This is a genomic window from Achromobacter sp., assembly GCF_049647645.1.
Lineage (GTDB): Bacteria > Pseudomonadota > Gammaproteobacteria > Burkholderiales > Burkholderiaceae_B > Achromobacter.
On record NZ_JBARYB010000014.1, the window covers coordinates 39,550 to 57,366 of the forward strand.

Annotated in this window: 16 protein-coding genes and 3 tRNA genes; 14 read left to right on the plus strand and 5 right to left on the minus strand. The window is 65.3% G+C overall.

The features are described 5' to 3' along the window. Positions 1-35: 35 nt before the first annotated feature. Both WBB14_RS01745 and WBB14_RS01750 read left to right on the plus strand, forming a co-directional pair. A complete protein-coding gene (locus WBB14_RS01745; RefSeq protein WP_424238302.1) occupies positions 36-959 on the plus strand; it encodes a ParB/RepB/Spo0J family partition protein in 924 nt (307 codons plus the stop codon). Then, positions 952-1,956, plus strand: coding sequence for an asparaginase (locus WBB14_RS01750; RefSeq protein WP_424238303.1), 1,005 nt, complete (start codon positions 952-954; stop codon positions 1,954-1,956). Before WBB14_RS01745 ends, WBB14_RS01750 begins: the two co-directional genes overlap by 8 nt. On the opposite strand, the gene WBB14_RS01755 is transcribed toward WBB14_RS01750, so the two are convergent. Next, positions 1,950-2,843 carry a LysR substrate-binding domain-containing protein gene (locus WBB14_RS01755; protein ID WP_424238304.1) on the minus strand — a complete coding sequence of 298 codons (894 nt, stop codon included), beginning with the start codon at positions 2,841-2,843 and terminating at the stop codon, positions 1,950-1,952. The two genes, WBB14_RS01750 and WBB14_RS01755, sit on opposite strands and share 7 nt — an antisense overlap. A 115-nt stretch (positions 2,844-2,958) precedes the next feature. Here WBB14_RS01755 and WBB14_RS01760 point away from each other — a divergent pair, with 115 nt between their 5' ends. The 4 genes from WBB14_RS01760 (at position 2,959) to WBB14_RS01775 (ending at position 7,497) form a co-directional block, all read left to right on the plus strand. After that, a complete protein-coding gene (locus WBB14_RS01760) occupies positions 2,959-3,546 on the plus strand; it encodes a hypothetical protein (protein WP_424238305.1) in 588 nt (195 codons plus the stop codon). A 2-nt stretch (positions 3,547-3,548) separates the two neighbouring features. Then, positions 3,549-4,727 carry a cystathionine beta-lyase gene (metC, locus tag WBB14_RS01765; protein WP_424238306.1) on the plus strand — a complete coding sequence of 393 codons (1,179 nt, stop codon included), beginning with the start codon at positions 3,549-3,551 and terminating at the stop codon, positions 4,725-4,727. A gap of 5 nt (positions 4,728-4,732) precedes the next feature. Further along, positions 4,733-6,331, plus strand: coding sequence for a rhodanese-like domain-containing protein (locus WBB14_RS01770; RefSeq protein ID WP_424238307.1), 1,599 nt, complete (start codon positions 4,733-4,735; stop codon positions 6,329-6,331). Positions 6,332-6,495: 164 nt separating this feature from the next. Continuing rightward, complete coding sequence (locus WBB14_RS01775; protein ID WP_424238308.1) at positions 6,496-7,497, plus strand: Bug family tripartite tricarboxylate transporter substrate binding protein; 1,002 nt, start codon at positions 6,496-6,498, stop codon at positions 7,495-7,497. A 19-nt stretch (positions 7,498-7,516) separates the two neighbouring features. On the opposite strand, the gene WBB14_RS01780 is transcribed toward WBB14_RS01775, so the two are convergent. Genes WBB14_RS01780 through WBB14_RS01795 form a run of 4 tightly spaced genes read right to left on the minus strand, consistent with a single transcriptional unit; the run spans position 7,517 to position 12,074 of the window. Next, entirely contained in the window at positions 7,517-8,278 is a 762-nt protein-coding gene (locus WBB14_RS01780; RefSeq protein WP_013397042.1) for a DeoR/GlpR family DNA-binding transcription regulator, read from the minus strand. A 17-nt stretch (positions 8,279-8,295) separates the two neighbouring features. After that, complete coding sequence (locus WBB14_RS01785) at positions 8,296-9,978, minus strand: ABC transporter permease subunit (protein WP_424238309.1); 1,683 nt, start codon at positions 9,976-9,978, stop codon at positions 8,296-8,298. A gap of 31 nt (positions 9,979-10,009) precedes the next feature. Beyond that, complete coding sequence (locus WBB14_RS01790; RefSeq protein WP_424238310.1) at positions 10,010-11,017, minus strand: ABC transporter ATP-binding protein; 1,008 nt, start codon at positions 11,015-11,017, stop codon at positions 10,010-10,012. A 49-nt stretch (positions 11,018-11,066) separates the two neighbouring features. Continuing rightward, positions 11,067-12,074 (minus strand): ABC transporter substrate-binding protein, encoded by a 1,008-nt coding sequence (locus tag WBB14_RS01795; protein WP_013397039.1) that lies wholly within the window; start codon positions 12,072-12,074, stop codon positions 11,067-11,069. 194 nt (positions 12,075-12,268) lie between these two features. Here WBB14_RS01795 and hisN point away from each other — a divergent pair, with 194 nt between their 5' ends. From hisN to WBB14_RS01835, 8 genes are all read left to right on the plus strand, one after another. Then, positions 12,269-13,075 carry a histidinol-phosphatase gene (hisN, locus tag WBB14_RS01800; protein WP_424238311.1) on the plus strand — a complete coding sequence of 269 codons (807 nt, stop codon included), beginning with the start codon at positions 12,269-12,271 and terminating at the stop codon, positions 13,073-13,075. Between the two features lie 57 nt (positions 13,076-13,132). Then, entirely contained in the window at positions 13,133-14,518 is a 1,386-nt protein-coding gene (locus WBB14_RS01805; protein ID WP_424238312.1) for a glutamine synthetase family protein, read from the plus strand. Positions 14,519-14,549: 31 nt separating this feature from the next. Beyond that, on the plus strand, positions 14,550-15,938 hold the full coding sequence (locus WBB14_RS01810; RefSeq protein ID WP_424238313.1) for an aldehyde dehydrogenase family protein: 1,389 nt from the start codon (positions 14,550-14,552) through the stop codon (positions 15,936-15,938). A 24-nt stretch (positions 15,939-15,962) separates the two neighbouring features. After that, complete coding sequence (locus WBB14_RS01815) at positions 15,963-17,126, plus strand: iron-containing alcohol dehydrogenase (RefSeq protein ID WP_424238314.1); 1,164 nt, start codon at positions 15,963-15,965, stop codon at positions 17,124-17,126. Between the two features lie 113 nt (positions 17,127-17,239). Further along, positions 17,240-17,326, plus strand: a tRNA-Tyr gene (locus WBB14_RS01820). Positions 17,327-17,474: 148 nt separating this feature from the next. Further along, a tRNA-Gly gene (locus WBB14_RS01825) sits at positions 17,475-17,548 on the plus strand. Positions 17,549-17,560: 12 nt separating this feature from the next. Beyond that, positions 17,561-17,635: transfer RNA gene (locus WBB14_RS01830), tRNA-Thr, on the plus strand. Continuing rightward, positions 17,626-17,817, plus strand: a 192-nt coding sequence (locus WBB14_RS01835) for a GTP-binding protein (protein WP_424238315.1), incomplete at its 3' end; no start/stop codon positions are given. The genes WBB14_RS01830 and WBB14_RS01835, both read left to right, overlap by 10 nt.

Below are 17,817 nucleotides of genomic sequence, written 5' to 3' on the forward strand. Positions count from 1 at the left end.
CGGGATACAAAAACAGAAGGAAAGAGGATTTAACTATGGCCACGAAGAAACCCAAGGGATTGGGCCGCGGACTGGACGCCTTGCTCGGCGCGGACGCGCCTGCCATCGAGAATATCGGCAAGGTCACCGCCGCCAAGCCCGAGGGTCCGCCGTCCACCTTGCCCATTTCGAAGATGCGCGCCGGCAAGTATCAGCCGCGCACCCGCATGGACGAGGGTGCATTGGGCGAATTGGCCGAATCGATCCGCACACAAGGCATCATGCAACCCATTCTTGTGCGCGCATTGGGCGAAGCCGCGCCTGGCCACTATGAAATCATCGCCGGCGAACGCCGGTTCCGCGCTGCCCAGCTCGCAGGCCTGAAGGAAGTGCCGGTGCTGGTGCGCGAAGTGGCCGACGAGAACGCGGCCGTCATGGCGCTGATCGAAAACATCCAGCGCGAAGACCTGAACCCGCTGGAAGAAGCGCAGGGCGTGCGCCGGCTGCTGGATGAGTTCGGCCTGACGCATGAACAGGCCGCGCAAGCGATCGGCCGCTCGCGCTCGGCCACCAGCAACCTGCTGCGCCTCTTGAATCTGGCTGCGGCGGTGCAGACCATGCTGCTTGCGGGCGATGTGGACATGGGCCATGCGCGCGCGCTGCTCGCCGTGGACGCCGCCACGCAGATTCAGCTGGCCAATCAGATCATCGCGCGCCGCCTGTCGGTGCGCGAAGCCGAAAAGCTGGTCGCCAAGACCGCCAAGGAAGCCGAGTCGTCCACCACGCCGAGAAAGAAGGCCAATGGCGCATCGCGCGACCTGACTCGCCTGGAAGAAGCCCTGTCCGACCATCTGGGTACGCGCGTCGCGCTGAAAGTGGGCGCCAAGGAAAAGGGCCAGATCGTCATCGACTTCCATGGCTGGGAACACCTGAACTCGCTGCTCGAGCGCCAGGGGCTGTCCGGAGTGGTGGATGCCTGAGCGCGCGCTGCCCGTCATTGCGGTACTGGCGACGGGCGGCACGATCGCCGGCGCCCAGGCCGATGCGACTTCCGCCGGCTACAAGGCCGGCTCGTTTTCCGTCAACGACTTGCTGGCCGCCGTGCCGCAGTTGGCCGGCATCGCCCAGATTCGCGCCGAGCAGGTCGCCAATGTCGGCAGCCAGAACATGACGCACGCTGTGTGGCGCGCGCTGGCCGAGCGCGTGGACGTATTGTGCCGCGACGCCTCCGTGGCGGGCATCGTCATCACGCATGGCACGGATACGCTGGAAGAAACCGCGTACTTCCTGAGCCTGGTGGTACGGCACGACAAGCCCGTGGTGCTGGTGGGCGCCATGCGTCCCGCCACCGCGCTGGGCGCCGAAGGTCCGGCCAATCTGTATAACGCGGTGGCGCTGGCGCGCCACCCCGAGGCGCGCGGCCGCGGGCCGCTCGTCGTCATGAATGAAGACGTGCACTACGCCCGCGAGATCCAGAAGATCGCCAGCGCTGGCCTGTGCGCGTTCGCTTCGCCCAACCGCGGCCGCGCGGGCGTCATGCATGGCGGCGCGCCGTTCTTCTATTCGCGCAACACCACCACGCATACGGTGGAAAGCGAGTTTTCACTCGCATTGCTGGAAAAGGCCGGCTGGCCCCGCGTCGATGTCGTCTACGCGCATGCCAACCTGCAGGCCGATCTGATCGATTTCCTCGCTGATGCCGCAGACGGCATCGTGCTCGCCGGCGTCGGCGACGGCAATGCCACGGACCTGGCCATCGAAGGCCTGGGCCGCGCGGCGGCCAGCGGCGTGGCGGTAGTGCGCTCCAGCCGCACGGGCAGCGGTTTTGTCGCGCGCGATGTCGAACTTGATGACGCCCGGTTGGGATTCGTTGCCGCGCGCGACCTGAATCCCCAGAAGGCTCGCATCCTGCTGATGTTGGGCCTTTCGATCACCCGCGATCCAGCAGCGCTGCAGGATCTGTTCGACCGCTATTGAGGCCGTGGCGGCAGGGCCGGCGTATCGTCTTGCTGCGCCAGCCCCAGGTTGGTCTTCAGCATGTCGTAGACCTGCCGCGTCAGCGGATTGATCAAGTCAGGCCTTATCCACAGGAAGTACGTTACGTCCGGCAAGGGTGGCAGCCCTTCCTTTTCACCCAGCACCCGCATTTCCGGGCCCAGCAGTTCCACGCTGCGCGCGGTAACGCCCAGCCCGGCCCGCAATGCCGCCTTTATCCCCACCAGCGTCGGCGCCACATAGTTGGTGTGCCAGCGCACGCGCGCCTGCTCCAGCGCCGTGAGCGCCAGCCGGCGGAAGATGCTGGGTTCATCGGCCAGTACCAGCGGCACCGGCGCGTGCATGTCGTGCACGTAGTCGGCCGAAGCCAGCCACACCGTGGGCGAGGTGCGCAGCGCCACGCCCTCGAAGTCCTGGTCGAAGCGCGTGGATATCGTCAGGTCCAGTTCGCCGGCGCGCAGCGCGTCCATCAGGAAAGGGCTGCGGTCCGTGCGGATCTCGAGCTTCACGCGCGGCGCCGAGCGTGCGATGTGCGTCAGCAGCGTGGGCAGGATGGAGTCCGCCACGTCCAGTGGCGCGCCCAGCCGCAGGTCACCTTCCAGCGGCCCGTCTTGCAGTGCGCGTAGCGCCTCATCGTTGATGGCCAGCATATGGCGGGCGTACTCCACCAGACGCCGTCCATGCGAGGACAGCACCTTGTTGCGGCCCTGCTTTTCGAACAGCGGCTGGCCGATGAGGGACTCCAGCCGTTGCATCTGTTGCGTCACTGCCGACTGCGTCTTGTGCAGCCGATTAGCGGCTTCCGAGAAGGTCTCGTGCCGGGCGATGGCGGTCAGGGTGCGGAGCAGGTCCAGATCCAGGTTGCGCATGGTGGCCTAGAAAGTATTAGGAGTGCTAATGGAATCTTAAGGCAATTTAAATTGTTCCAGCTGAACATGGGGGATACAGTCAACTCAATAACTCATGAAAACAGGGAAAATCCAAGTGAGCCACGCGCATCCTCATCAGGCTGGCATCGCCAGCGCCATCAGAAATATTAAGAAAACTGTAGGAAATAAGGGGCTGAACCGTGACAGCCTGCAGACGGTGTTGGATGAACTGGTAGGCTTGGCCGGCCACACCGACTGGTGGGCAGCCGACCGTTATCCCGCGCCCGAAGACGGCGAGCGCCAGGCCCGCTACCTGATCGCCGAAGACGCCGACAAGAGCTATGCGCTCTATCTGAACGTCATGCGCCCCGGCAAGCAGATCGTTCCGCACAACCACACGACCTGGGCCTGTATCGCGGCCGTGGAAGGTGTGGAATACAACTACACCTACGACCGCAGCGACGACGGTTCGGTAGCCGGCGTCGGCCGGCTGGAAAAGACCGGCACCGTGGTAGTCGGCCCCGGCGCGGGCATCGCGCTGATGCCGGACGACATCCACGCGGTGGAAATCCAGGGCGACAGCATCATCCGCCATCTGCACATGTACGGCCGTGCGCTGGAAACGCTGACCGAACGCCTGGCGTTCGATCTGGAAGCCGGCACCTGCAAAGTCATGCCGATCGGCGTGCAGACCCGCCGCTGACCATGGACAAGCCCTATCGGTCCGCCACGCGCCTGCTGCGCGCCGGTCGCCCTCATCGCGGCTGGGTCAACACACCTGTCACGCGCGCCAGCACCTATGTCTTCGACAGCGTGCAGGCCTGGCGCGACACGCGCAGCCGCCGCGATCAGGAACGCCTGCCGTCCTATGGCGCGCGTGGCACCGATAGCACGCACGCGCTGGAAGACGCCTTGGTGGAACTGGAAGAGGGCTATCGCGCCAAGCTGTATCCCACCGGGCAGGCCGCCATCGCTACCGTGCTGCTGGCCTATCTGCGCGCGGGCGACCACGTGCTGATCACGGATGCGGTGTATGAACCTGTGCGCCGCTTCTGCGCGGAACATCTGTCGCGGCTTGGCATCGCGTACACGTACTACCGGCCGGACGGCGCGGGCATCGATGCGCTCATCCGCCCTGAAACCCGCATGATCTATGCGGAGTCGCCGGGCTCGCTGACCTACGAGATGCCGGATCTGCCGGCTCTGGCCGCGCTGGCCCGCGCGCATGGTTGCTGGCTGGCTGTGGATAACACCTGGGCCTCCGGTTTGCTGCATAAACCGCTCACGCTGGGCGCCGACATTTCCATTCTGGCGGCCACCAAGTACCTAGGCGGACATGCCGACGTGATGATGGGCGCGGTGATCTCCAATGCGCGCGCCTGGAATCCGCTGGAGCGCGCCACCGTGGATCTGGGGCAGACCGTCGGCGCCGATGACGCCTATCTGGTGCTGCGCGGCATGCGCACGCTGCCGTTGCGCATGGCGCAGCACGCCCGCGGCGCCTTGCGCGTGGCCGACTTCCTGCTGGGTCGTTCGGAGATTGCGCGGGTTCTCTGTCCGGCCTTGCCCGGCGATCCTTCCCGCGTCTTGTGGCAACGCGATTGCAGCGGCACCAACGGTCTCTTGACGATTGAATTCGCCAGCGGATTCGGCGAAGCCGATGCCGAGCGCATGATCGACAACTTGCGGCTATTCGGCATCGGTGCATCGTGGGGCGGCTTTGAAAGCCTGGTGATCCCCGTGCGCCTGAGCGCCGCGAGATCGCTGCCGGACTCGACGCCACGCGGCACTATGCTGCGCCTGCATGTGGGCCTTGAGGATATCGATGATCTCATCGCCGATCTCGAGCAAGCGTTATCCACACTCTCTTCCCGCCCTCTTTGAATACCATGACGCACCTCACCCAAAACATTTCCGCCGCCGACATCGATCCGCACACGCTCAAGCAATGGCTGCATGACGGCGCGGAGATCGCGCTGCTGGACGTGCGCGAGCACGGCCAGTATGGCGAGGCGCATTTGTTTTACGCCGCGCCCGTACCCTACAGCCGGCTGGAAGTGGATATCGTGCGCCTGGCGCCGCGGCGCGATGTGCGGATGGCGGTCTACGACGAGGGCGGCGCCGACGACACGGCAGCGCGCGCCGCGCAGGCCTTGGCTGCGCTGGGATACCGCAACGTGCACCGGTTGGCCGGCGGCATCGCGCAATGGCAGCGCGACGGCTATGCCGTGTTCGCCGGCGTGAACGTGCCCAGCAAAACCTTCGGTGAACTGGCCGAAGAAGTTTTCCACACCCCCCGCATTGGCGCGCGCGATCTGGCCGAGCGCCAGCGCCGCGGCGATGATCTGATCGTGCTGGACGGCAGGCCTTTTGCCGAATACCAGAAGATGAGCATACCCGGCGGCATCTGCTGTCCCAACGGCGAATTGGCGCTGCGCGCCCACATGCTGGCGAGCAATCCGCAGACCACCATCGTGGTGAACTGCGCCGGCCGCACGCGCAGCATCATCGGCGCGCAGACGCTGATCAACCTGGGCGTGCCGAATCCCGTCTACGCGCTGGAGAACGGCACCCAGGGCTGGTATCTGGAAGATCTGCAACTAGAGCACGGCGCGCGCCGCCGCTACGACGACGGCATCGTGCCGCAGGACCTGCCCGCGTTGGCGCAGCGTTCCTCGCGCTTGGCCGAAAGCCATGGCGTGCGCATCGTGGATGTGGACGAGGCGCAGGCGTGGTTGCGCGACGCGACCCGCAGCACCTTCCTGTGCGACGTGCGCAGCGCCGAAGAGTACGCGCAAGGCTCCTTGCCCGGCGCACAGCACACGCCGGGTGGCCAGCTGATCCAGGCCACCGATCAATACGTAGCGGTGCGAGGCGCGCGCATCGTGGTGTTCGATGCCGAAGGCGTGCGTGCGCCGGTGGTCGCCAGCTGGTTGAGGCAGATGGGCTGGGACGCCAGCGTGTTGCGGGAAGGCGTGCAGACGCGCCTGGATAACCCTGTGGAAAAGGCGTCGGCGCCGCAACTTCCCATGCTGACCGACGCGCAGCTAGCCGCAGCAATCGCGCAAGGCGAGCAAGTTGTCGATTTACGCCCCAGCATGCGCTTTCGCGCTAGCCATATCGCGGGCGCACGCTGGGCTATCCGTCCGCGCCTGGACAACCTGAGCCTGGACGCTGCGCGTCCCGTGGTCCTGCTGGCTGAGGATGCCGCCTTGGCCGCGTGGGCCGCACAGGATCTGCGCGCGCAGGGTGTGAATGACATCCAGGCCAACGCAGGCGATCCGGCGGGCTGGTCCGCGCAGGGAATCGCATTGGAATCGACGCCCGCCGAGCCCGCCGACGCAGACTGCATCGACTATTTGTTTTTCGTGCATGACCGCCACGACGGCAACAAGGCCGCCGCGCGCCAGTACCTGGCCTGGGAGACCAACCTGGTCAAGCAGATCGACGAACGCGAATTGGCGGGCTACCGCTTTCCGGCCCGCTGATACCGGAACCGCCGCGCTGGCCTGATCAGGCCTCGCGGCACAGCAGACGCATCAATCCGAAAAGTACGCCCCGGCCTTCACGGCCGGGGTGCGGACGGTTCATGCCGAACCGGAATGCCAAGGACGGCCGAGTATCCGGCTGCCAATCACAAGGGGAAATCCAGATGAAGCACCATGCATCGCACGTACGCCAGGCCGCCGCCGCGGCCCTGGCCGGTCTGCTGTGGGGGACCGTAGTCCACGCCCAGGCGCCCGCGCCGCTGCCGGACTATCCCAAGCAGGCCATCACGGTCGTGTCGCCGTTTCCTCCGGGCGGGGGCAATGACGGCGTCGCGCGCCTGATCGCGCAGGAGCTCGGCGCCATCACGGGCCAGAGCGTGGTGGTGGAAAACCGCTCGGGCGCGGGCGGCAATGTCGGCACGGCGCAGGTAGCGCGCGCCAAGCCAGACGGCTACACCCTGGTGATGTCGCAGACCAGCGTGATGGCGGTCAATCCGCGCCTCTACAAGAACGTGGGCTTTGATCCGGTCAAGGACTTTACGCCCATCTCGCAAATCACCTCTGCTCCGCTGGTGTTGGTGGCGCGCAGCGAGAGCCCGTACCGGACCCTGAACGACTATCTGGAAGCCGCGCGCAAGCAGCCCGGCGCCGTGACCTACGCGACGCCCGGCAATGGCACCATGAGCCATCTGATGGGGGCGCTGTTGTCGCAGAAGGCCGGCGTGAAACTGGTGCATGTGCCATACCGCGGCGCCGCACCCGCCATCACCGACCTGATGGGCGGCACGGTGGATATGTTGATAACGTCGCCCGCGTCGGCCGAACCCATGGTCGCCGCCGGCAAGCTGCGCATTCTTGCGCTCAGCCACGAGAACAGCATCGGCATTTTCAAGGGCGCGCCCACGCTCAAGCAGGCGGGCATGGAGGGCATTACCGCCGATGACTGGTATGGACTGTTCGCGCCCGCTGGCACGCCTCCCGAGCGCATCGCCTACCTGGCGCAAGCCGTGGGGCAGGCGATGAAATCGCCCGCCGTGATCGCCAAGATCAACAGCGGCGGCAGTTGGGCGGTGGGCAGCCAGCCCGCCGCGTTCAAGACGCGGCTGCAGGAAGACACCGTGTATTGGGCCGACATGGTGAAGACTGCCGGCGTGTCGCTGGACTGACGCGGCGGGCGCGTTCGCGCTACACCGCAACGACCTTGCCGACTGCGGACTTCAAGGCGGCGTAGGCGGGCGACTTCTGCGCGCTGGTGTTGGTGACCAGGTGGTCGATGCGGTCCGCGCTGCAATAGGACACGCGGCTGCACAGACCGATCTTGCTGAAGTCGGCCAAGAGCACCAGCTGCTTGGCGTTGGCTGCCATGGCGCGCGCCACTTCGGCCTCGCGCAGGTCGTAGTTGGTGGCGCCGAACTCGGCGTCCACGCCCACGGGCGACAGCAGCGCCAGGTCCGCCCGATAGCGATGGATCTCGGCGATCGTGATGTCGCCGGCCGTGGCGCATACCGGGCCGCCCACGGATCCGCCCAGCATGATCAACTGGTTCGCGCCGTTGCCGGCCGTTCCGACCTTCAAGGCCACGTCGAACGAATTGGTGATGACGGTCAGGCCCGACAGCTTGGCCAGTTCGTCGGCCAGCACGCTGGTGGTGCTGCCCGCGTCCAGGAACAGGGTCTGGCCGCTGGATACCAAGCCTGCGGCCGCGCGCGCGATGGCGCGTTTGTATTTGACGCGAGTGTGCACGCGTTCCGCGATGGGCGGCTCGCTGTGCACCGGCACGGCGCCGCCGTGTACGCGGCGCAATTCCCCCATTGCCTCCAGCTCGAGCAGGTCACGCCTGACCGTTTCGCGCGAAACCCCGAGTTCGCCGACGATACGGTCGGTCGATACCTGCTGCAATGAAGACAGCAGGGCGCGGATTCTCTGATACCGCTCTTCTTGCCACATGTTCGATGCTTCCTAATCTATGTCCGGCGCCGCGCGGCTGCGGCGATCAGCGCGCGCAATGCCAGCAGGGAACCTCCCACGACCAGCATGATAAGGGTTGAATAGGCTGCGGCCTGCGAGACGAAGCCGGCTTCGTCCAGGCGCAGGACAGAAACCGGCGCCACGCTGACGGAGGGCGTGACCAGGAAGATCACCGCCGACAGGGTCACCATGGACCGCATGAACAGAAAGAAGAACACGCCCAGCACGGTCGGGCCGATCAGCGGCAGCACCGCGTCGCGCAGCACCCGCAGCGTGCCGCCGCCCAGGCAGCTGACCGCTTCCTCCAGCGCCTGCGGCACCGCCCGCATGCCGGTCATCATCGTCAGGAAGCCTTGCGTGTGGTAGTGGTAGAAGTTGCACAAGGCGATCAGCGCGGCGCTGCCGTATAGCGCGTACAGGGGCGTACCGGGGGCGTTGAAGGCGAAGATGTACGACAGGCCCAGCACCAGGCCCGGAACGCCTACCGGCAGTACCGACACCAGGTACACCAGCTTGGCCCACGCGCGCGGAATCCGGCATACGCCGAAGCTCAGGAAGAACAGCAGCAGCACGCCGCCGCCTGCCGCCGCCAGCGAAAGATACAGGGAGGTCCAGAGCGGCGTGTAGCCGCCGCTGACAGTGATGTCGTAGTGCTTCAGCGTCCACTCCATGCGGTAGGGCCAGAGCCGCATGAAGCTGGCGAAGATCACCGTGGCCACGGTCAGGATGATCGTCCCGCACGCAAGCAGTATGCCGGCGGTGAACGCCGCGTCGCGTCCGCGCGCCGGTTGCGGCGAGACCCGCAGGCCGCTGGGCGAGGCTGAGCCGAACTGGCGTTGCGAGGCGACGCGCTCGATCTGCACCGATATCAGCGAGGGCAGCAGCAGCAGGATGCCGACCACGGAACCCATGCCGAAATTCATCTGCCCGGATACCTGGCTGTAGATCTCGGTGGCCAACACCCGGTAGTTGCCGCCGATTACGGCGGCGTTGCCGAAGTCGGTAATGGTGATGACGAACACCACAAAGGCGGCGCTCAGCAGGCCGAATTTGCAGTTGGGCAGGGTGATGTCGAAAAACTGGCGCGCGCTGGAGGCGCCCATGACTTCGGCCGCGTCGTAATAGCGCGCGTCCATGTTGCGCAAGGCCGCCTGCAGGATCAGCACGGCCTGGGGCAGGGCGTAGAACACGTTGGAGATCAAGAGGCCCCAGAAGCCGTAGATGTCGATTTCCCAGCCGGTCCACCGGTGTACCAGCCCATTGCGTCCCAGCAGAAAGATCAGCCCCAGGCCCTGCACCAGCGACGGCGCCAGCAGCGGCAGCACCAGCGCCAACCGCACGGCAGCCTTGCCGCGCATGCAGCTGCGGTCCAAGCCATAGGCGATGGCAAAGCCCAGTGTGATGCTGACCACCGTGGTGGCGGCGCTCATGACCAGGCTGTTGAGCGTGGCGGTGAGGACGCCGCGGGTGGCGAAGACCTCGGCATAGTTGCCCAGGCCGACCGAGCCGTCCTTCTCGATCAGACTGCGCCAGGCCACGGTAGCCAGCGGATAAAGGAAGAACAGCGCCAGGCCAGCCAGGGGGATACCGACGCAGGTCCACAGCAATACGCGGTCTGCCGACCAGGGCGCGCGGCCGGCGGGCGCCGCGATGGCCGTGCTGGCGTGGGCGGCGCTCAAGCGGCGGCTCCGGTTTGCGTGATGTGATCCGTCATACGCTGACCCAGGCGCACTGGCCCGGCTCCATGTCCAGGCGCACGGGGGCGCCGCGCGACAAGCCGGCGGCGCCATGCTGTTCCACGAGAAGTTCGCGCCCCTGCCAGGCGACCCGCAAGCGGGTGAGATTGCCCATGAAGGTCATGTCCTGCACACGGCCCGGGCCTTGCTCATCCGCGGCGATGCGCAGGCTTTCCGGCCGCAGGCAGGCCTCGTAGCGTTCGCTGGCGCCCTCGGGCCGCGTGGACAGCAGCTGGGGCATGGCTTCGCGCACCCAGTCGGTGGGCAGCAGATTGCTCAGCCCCACGAAGTTCGCCACGAAGCGCGTGCGCGGCCGCAGATACAGGTCGGAAGGCGAGCCGACCTGTTCGATGCGGCCGTCGTTCATGCAGACGATCTTGTCGGCCAGCGTCAGCGCTTCCTCCTGATCGTGCGTCACCATCACGGTGGGGATCTTCAGGCGTCGCTGTACCTCGTGGATCTCGGCGCGCATGTCGGTGCGCACGCGCGCATCCAGCGCGGACAGCGGCTCGTCCAGCAGGATCAGCGCCGGATCCACCGCTAGCGCGCGCGCCAGCGCCACGCGCTGCTGCTGCCCGCCCGACAACTGGTGTGGATAGCGTTCGGCATAGTCGGGCAGTTTGATCAGTGCCAGCAGTTCTTTCACGCGCGTGGCGATGCGGTCGCGCGGCTCGCCGCGGATGCGCAGGCCGTAGCCCACGTTTTCCGCCACGGTCATGTTGGGGAACAGGGAGTACGACTGGAACACGATGCCGAAGCCGCGCTTGCGCGCGGGCAGTGCGCTCAGGTCGCGCCCGCCCAGGGTGATGGTGCCGTGGTCAAAGGGCAGCAGGCCCGCCACGATGCGAAGCAAAGTGGTCTTGCCACAGCCGCTGGGGCCGAGCAGGCAGACGAATTCATGCTCGCCCACGGACAGGTCGATGTCTTGCAGCGCTATCGACGCATCGAACGTCTTGCGTATCCCGCGCAATTCCAGATACATGGCGTCTCCAGGACGGGCGGCGGCCGGCTTGCCACCGGCCGCCGGCCCATCAACGCTTGATGGTTTCCTGCCAGGTCTTGATGGTGGCGTCCCGTTCCGCGGCCGACTTGGGGAAGTCCACGGGATACAGCACGGCGGTCAGGTCCTTGGGCAGGCCCGCGGCCTCGGCGGCCTTGTTGGGGGTGGCGCCAGGGATGGTCACCAGCTCCTTGTATTTGCTGTACAGGCCGCCCGCCTGGGCCGACAGCGTCCAGTCGAGGAAGCGCTTGGCGTCGGCGGGATTCTTGGCCGTCTTCATCAGGCCCGAAGCTTCCAGCTCGTAGCCCACCCACTTGGACGGGATCACCATCTTGATGGGAAAGCCTTCCTCGATGGACTGCATGGCGGGGAAGGCAAACGACACGCCGATGGCGTACTCGCCGGCGCGGGCCATCTTGCAGGGGCGCGAGCCCGACGGCGTGTATTGCGCCACGTTCTTGTCCAGGTCCTTGAGCAGCGCCCAGCCTTTTTCCTTGCCCATGCCTTGCAGCAGCGCGACGATCTGCAGATAGCCGGTGCCCGAGGCCGCGGGGCTGGGGATAACTATTTCGCCCTTGTAGACCGGCTTGGTCAGGTCTTCCCAGGAGGTCGGCATGGGCAGGTTCTTGGACTTGAGCCTGTCCGTGTTGACACAGAATGCGGCGACATAGCCGGTGGCCGCGAACCACTTCTGGTCGGCGCCCTTGTACTGAGCGGGCAGGGCGTCCATGCCCTTGGCCGCATATGGCTCCAGCAGGTTCTGCAGGCGCGGGTCCAGCATGTTGCTGACGGCGAAGCCCCAGATCACGTCCTGCTGCGGGTTGGAGGCCTCGGCGATCAGGCGGGCGCCCAGGTCGCCGGTGGACAGCCGCAGCACATTGACCTTCACGTCTGGCATGGCCGCGTTGGCGGCCTTCAGGTAGGCCGCGATCTCGTCTTCCTCGAGCGCGGTGTAAACGGTGATGGCGCCGGCATGGGCCTGCGTCCAACCTAGGGAAATTACTGCAACCACAAGGCCAAGCTTCTTCATACATTGCATGATGGAACTCCGGTTGGAATACACGGCAACGGTGGCGAGCTACGTAGGCGGGCAGTCTTCTGCAACAAATCTGGCAGGTTGCAGTTTTATGTATGTTTGCAAATTTGTGGCAACGTGTCTAGACTGGAAAAACCTGTATTCAAGGGTTTTTTTGGCGTAGGCGCATCCTCCCGCGCCACGCCTGGAGCTCATCGATGCAAACTTCACCGCCGTTATCCACGCAGCAACTGGCCGCGTACTCCGCATTCGCCCAGGTGCTCGCGGACCGTGTGCGCCCCTTGTCGCGCAAGTGGTTCCGGCACCCGCTGGACGTCGACACCAAGGCCGACGAAAGCCCCGTCACGCAGGCGGACAGGGAGGTCGAGGCCGCCTTGCGCGAGGCCATCGCCCAGCATTACCCCGACCACGGCATCTTCGGCGAAGAGTTCGGCGCCTCGCATGCCGAAGCGGAGTTCGTGTGGTCGCTGGATCCCATCGACGGCACGCGCGCCTTCATTTCCGGCAACCCGCTATGGGGCACCCTGTTGGCGTTGCTGCATCGGGGCAAGTCCGTGCTCGGGGTGATCGACGTCCCCATGCTGGACGAACGCTGGATCGGCGTGGCCGGGGCGGCGGCGCAGTTGAACGGCGTTGCATGCCGCACCAGCGGCTGTGCCGAGCTGCGCCAGGCCATTTTGTACGCCACCTCTCCCGACATCTTTGCCGGCGCGGAACTGGCCGCCTTCGAGGCCCTGACGCAGGCTGCGCGCATGCGCCGCTACGGCGGCGATTGCTACAGCTACGGCCTCCTGGCCAGCGGGCATGTCGACCTGGTGGTCGAGTCCGGCCTGCAACCGTATGACTATCTGGCGCTGATGCCCGTGATCGAAGGGGCGGGCGGCGTCATTACCGATTGGTCGGGGCAGCCGCTCAGCCTCGAATCGCAGGGCCGCGTCGTCGCGGCCGCCACGCCGCAGCTGCATCGCCAGGCGATGCGGGTGCTGGGGGCGGCCATGACCTGAACGCCGCGCCGCCCGCCCGCAGTCCAACGCAACGCTTCAGCCACAAGGTGAAAGAGCATGCATGCACTAGGGGTAGCAACGGTGGAAGACGCGGAGCGGCTGGTGCAAGCCAGCCAGCTCTCGCACATCAAGGTAGGCTTGTCCGACGTCGACGGCGTCATGCTGGGAAAATACTTGCGGCGCGACAAATTCCTGGGCGCGCTGCGCTCGGGGCTGGCGTTCTGCGACGTGGTGTTCGGCTGGGATCTGGATGATCAGCTCTACGACAACACCAAGTACACCGGGTGGCACACGGCCTATCCCGACGCCAAGCTCAGGATCATTCCGCAAAGCGGCCGCCGGCTGCCGCTGGAACAGGGACCAGGCGGCGAAGACATGCTGCTGTTCCTGGCGGAATTCGAGGGCGACGCCGGCGCCATCTGTCCGCGGCGGCTGCTGCACCGGACCTTGGACCGCGCTGCGGGCATGGGTTATGACGTCTACGCCGCGCTCGAATACGAGTTCTTCATGTTCCGCGAAACGCCACACTCCGTGCGCGCCAAGAACTATCGCAACATGGAGAACTGGACGCCGGGAAATTTCGGCTACTCCGTGCTGCGCAGCACCGTCGAAGGCGATTTCTACCGCAAGCTGCTCGACATGTGCGAGCGCATGGACATGCCGATCGAGGGCCTGCACACCGAGACCGGGCCGGGCGTGCTGGAAGCGGCCCTGGCGGTGGACGAGGCTTCGGCCGCGGGCGACAAGGCTTTCCTGTTCAAGACCTTCACCAAGGCGCTGGCGCAGCAGAACGGGCTGATGGCGACCTTCATGGCGAAGTGGTCGCATGATCATCCTGGGCAGAGCGGCCATATCCATCTATCGCTGCGCGACCACAAGACCAACCGCTCCGCCTTCTACGACGAATCCAGGCCGCACGGCATGAGCACGACGCAAACTGCCTTCATGGCCGGCGTGCAGCGCTACCTGCCGGAGTTCATGGCCATGTACGCGCAAACCATCAACAGCTACTCGCGCCTGGTGCCCGGATATTGGGCGCCGCTGGACGCCACCTGGGGCATGGAAAACCGCACCACCGCGCTGCGGCTGATCCCGGGCAGCGACAAATCGCAGCGCGTCGAGGTGCGCATCGGATCGGCCGACGCCAATCCCTATCTGGCCTTGTCGGCCGCACTGGCTTCGGGGCTGTATGGCATCGAACAAGGGTTGACGCCCGAGCCCATGGTGCAGGGCAATGCCTACACGCAGCAGTTTCCGGCGCATCTGCGCCTGCCCAACACGTTGTGGGAATCCGCGCAGCGGCTGCGCGAATCCGAAGCCGCGCGCCATCTGTTCGGCGACGCCTTCGTCGAGCACTACGCGGCCACGCGCGAATGGGAAGAACGGCAGTTCCGGCGCCACGTGACCGACTGGGAGTTGGCGCGCTACTTCGAAATCATCTGAATCCAAACCAAACCGCTTGCGCAGGGCAGACATGACTCAGGAACTCATCACCATCAGTCCCATCGACGGTCGCGAAGTTGTGCGCCGTCCTTATGCCAGCGAGGCGCAGATCGCGCAGGCGCTTGCCGACGCCCAGGCTGCGCAAGCCGCGTGGCAGGCGCTGGGCGTGGAGGCGCGGGGGCGCATCGTGTCCGCGGCGGTCGACCGCTTCGTCGCGGCGAAGGAAGAGATCGCGCGCTCCATAACCATCCAGATGGGGCGGCCGTTGCGCTACACGCCGGGTGAGGTGGCGGGTTTCGAGGCCCGCGCGCGCCACATGATCGCCATTGCTGGCGAAGCGCTGGCGCCCATCCAGGTTCCGGAACAAACCGGCTTTACCCGCTTCATCAGCCGCGAACCGATAGGCGTCGCGTTGACGATAGCGCCGTGGAACTATCCCCTGTTGACGGCGGTGAACAGCATCGTGCCTGCGCTGATGGCGGGCAACGCCGTCATTCTCAAGCATTCCGACCAGACTCCTTTGTGCGCGGAACTTATCGACCGCGCGTTCCGCGAGGCCGGGGCGCCCAAGGGCGTGTTCCAGTATCTGCATGCCAACCACGACATCGTGCACAGGCTGATCCGCGCGCCGGAGATAGGCTACGTCTCGTTCACCGGCTCCGTGCGCGGCGGGCATGCCGTGGAAGAGAGCGCGGCGGGGCGTTTCATAGGCGCAGGCCTGGAACTCGGCGGCAACGATCCGGCCTATGTGCGGGCGGATGCGAAGATCGATCACGCGGTCGAAACCCTGGTGGACGGCGCATTCTTCAATTCGGGCCAGTCCTGCTGCGGCATCCAGCGCATCTACGTGGCGCGCGCCCGGCACGACGAATTCGTCGAGCGCGCCGTCGAACTGACGCGCGGCTATGTCCTGGGGAACCCGCTGCACGCCGATACCACGCTAGGTCCAGTGGTGCGTGCGAAGGCCGCCGACGAGATACGCGCGATCATTGAAGAAGCGGTTTCGGCTGGCGCCAGAAATATGATTGATAGCTCGTATTTCAAGGAAGCGAGCATAGGCTCGCCTTATGTTGCGCCGGCGTTGTTGACACAGGTCGATCATCGCATGCGCATCATGAACGACGAATGCTTCGGGCCCGCGGTCGGCATCATGGCGGTGGACAGCGATGAGGAAGCCATCGGCCTGATGAACGACAGCCCTTATGGGCTGACGGCGGCGGTCTTCACGCAGGATCAGGAGGCCGCCCTGCATATCGGCCGGCAGGTTCGCACCGGAACGTTCTTCATGAACCGCTGCGACTATCTGGATCCCGCGCTGGCGTGGACCGGCGTGAAGAACTCCGGCCGTGGCGTGTCCTTGTCGGTGGTCGGCTACGAACAGCTCACGCAAGCCAAATCCTTTCATCTGCGCAGCGTCTGAGACGACGCCTTCAGGAACCGAACCATGACCGTGCCCAGCGTTAATTGGAACTATCCCACCGCCATCAAGGCCGGCCCCGGCCGTATCAAGGAATTGCCCGAACTTTGCAGCGGACTCGGCATGGCGCGTCCGCTGCTTGTGACGGACCCCGGGCTGGCGGCCTTGCCCATGGTGGCTGGCGCGGTGCAAGCCTGTCGGGACGGCGGGCTGGAATGCGGCCTGTTCCACGAGATCAAAGGCAATCCCACGGGGCGCAATGTCGACGACGGCGTGCGCGCGTTCAAGCATGGCCGCCACGACGGCGTGATCGCATTCGGGGGCGGCTCGGCGCTGGATGCCGCCAAGGCCATCGCGCTGATGGCCGGGCAGACGCGGCCCTTGTGGGACTTCGAGGACATTGGCGACAACTACCTGCGCGTCGACGTGGCCGGCATGGCTCCCGTGGTGGCGGTGCCGACCACCGCAGGCACGGGCTCCGAGGTGGGGCGCGCGTCGGTTATCACGGACGAAACCGCCGAGGTCAAGCGCATCATCTTCCATGCGCGCATGCTGCCGTCCGTCGTGATCCTGGACCCCGAATTGACAGTGGGCCTGCCGCCGAAGATCACGGCGGCGACCGGTATGGACGCGCTGTCCCACAATCTGGAGGCTTACTGTTCGCCATTCTTCCATCCCATGGCGGCGGGCATCGCGATCGAAGGCATGCGCATGGTGAAGGACTACCTGCCGCAGGCGGTGGCCAACGGCGGCGACCTGCAGGCGCGGCTGCAAATGCTGGTGGCTTCAAGCATGGGCGCGACGGCGTTCCAGCGCGGATTGGGGGCCATGCACGCGCTGGCGCATCCGCTGGGCGCGTTGTACGACGCGCATCACGGCATGCTCAACGCCATCCTCATGCCGTATGTTCTGAAAGCCAACCAGCATGCGGTGGCGCCGCGCCTGGAAGCGCTGGCGCGCTACCTGGACCTGCCCGATCCCGGTCCGGGGGCGGTGCTGGATTGGGTGTTGAGCCTGCGCGAGACGCTCCACATCCCCCACACCCTGGCGGAAATCGGCATTGACGATGCCCAGGCGGGGCGGGTAGGGCGCATGGCGGCCGAGGATCCCTCGGCCGGCACCAACCCCGTCAACTACACGCCGGAGCAGTATTCCGATCTTTTCCGTGCAGCAATTCGCGGAAACCTGTAAGCTTCGCCCCCTCTGCGCGGAAACGCAGCGGGGGTTGAAGAAGGATTTTGAAGATTTTGTCCGAAGCGTTTGACAGCGGATTTGAAAGTGTTCATAATCTCGAATTCTCCGCTGGAGGAGTGCCCGAGTGGTTAAAGGGGGCAGACTGTAAATCTGTTGGCCTTGCGCCTACGTTGGTTCGAATCCAACCTCCTCCACCAGAGACCCATACCTAAATCCAGGCGCGGTTGGCCTGGATTTAAAATGTAAGGCTCGGAAAGCCGAATGACCTTCGCAAAGAAGGCCGCAAGGTTTTCCAGGGCTTTAGATTGAAAGAGGTTTGGGAAAGAGAAGGTGAAAGGGTATGCCGCGGGTGTAGCTCAATGGTAGAGCAGAAGCCTTCCAAGCTTACGACGAGGGTTCGATTCCCTTCACCCGCTCCAAGATTTTTAAATGCCCATGTGGCTCAGTGGTAGAGCACTCCCTTGGTAAGGGAGAGGTCGCGCGTTCGATCCGCGCCATGGGCACCACAAATTTCGAAGTTCTTTTCTTCAGTCTGAAGCGCAATCCAGGTCAGGAGTCAGCCATGGCAAAAGGCAAGTTTGAACGTACCAAGCCGCACGTGAACGTGGGTACGATTGGTCACGTTGACCACGGCAAAACGACGTTGACGGCAGCTATCACGACCGTTCTGTCGAACAAGTTCGGTGGC

Excerpts from the sequence above, each read along its gene's own strand:
- WBB14_RS01745 (WP_424238302.1), top strand. The coding sequence starts at position 36 with ATGGCCACGAAGAAACCCAAGGGATTGGGCCGCGGACTGGACGCCTTG.
- WBB14_RS01750 (WP_424238303.1), top strand. The coding sequence starts at position 952 with ATGCCTGAGCGCGCGCTGCCCGTCATTGCGGTACTGGCGACGGGCGGC.
- WBB14_RS01755 (WP_424238304.1), bottom strand. The coding sequence starts at position 2,843 with ATGCGCAACCTGGATCTGGACCTGCTCCGCACCCTGACCGCCATCGCC.
- metC (WP_424238306.1), top strand. The coding sequence starts at position 3,549 with ATGGACAAGCCCTATCGGTCCGCCACGCGCCTGCTGCGCGCCGGTCGC.
- WBB14_RS01770 (WP_424238307.1), top strand. The coding sequence starts at position 4,733 with ATGACGCACCTCACCCAAAACATTTCCGCCGCCGACATCGATCCGCAC.
- WBB14_RS01775 (WP_424238308.1), top strand. The coding sequence starts at position 6,496 with ATGAAGCACCATGCATCGCACGTACGCCAGGCCGCCGCCGCGGCCCTG.
- WBB14_RS01780 (WP_013397042.1), bottom strand. The coding sequence starts at position 8,278 with ATGTGGCAAGAAGAGCGGTATCAGAGAATCCGCGCCCTGCTGTCTTCA.
- WBB14_RS01790 (WP_424238310.1), bottom strand. The coding sequence starts at position 11,017 with ATGTATCTGGAATTGCGCGGGATACGCAAGACGTTCGATGCGTCGATA.
- WBB14_RS01795 (WP_013397039.1), bottom strand. The coding sequence starts at position 12,074 with ATGCAATGTATGAAGAAGCTTGGCCTTGTGGTTGCAGTAATTTCCCTA.
- hisN (WP_424238311.1), top strand. The coding sequence starts at position 12,269 with ATGCAAACTTCACCGCCGTTATCCACGCAGCAACTGGCCGCGTACTCC.
- WBB14_RS01805 (WP_424238312.1), top strand. The coding sequence starts at position 13,133 with ATGCATGCACTAGGGGTAGCAACGGTGGAAGACGCGGAGCGGCTGGTG.
- WBB14_RS01810 (WP_424238313.1), top strand. The coding sequence starts at position 14,550 with ATGACTCAGGAACTCATCACCATCAGTCCCATCGACGGTCGCGAAGTT.
- WBB14_RS01815 (WP_424238314.1), top strand. The coding sequence starts at position 15,963 with ATGACCGTGCCCAGCGTTAATTGGAACTATCCCACCGCCATCAAGGCC.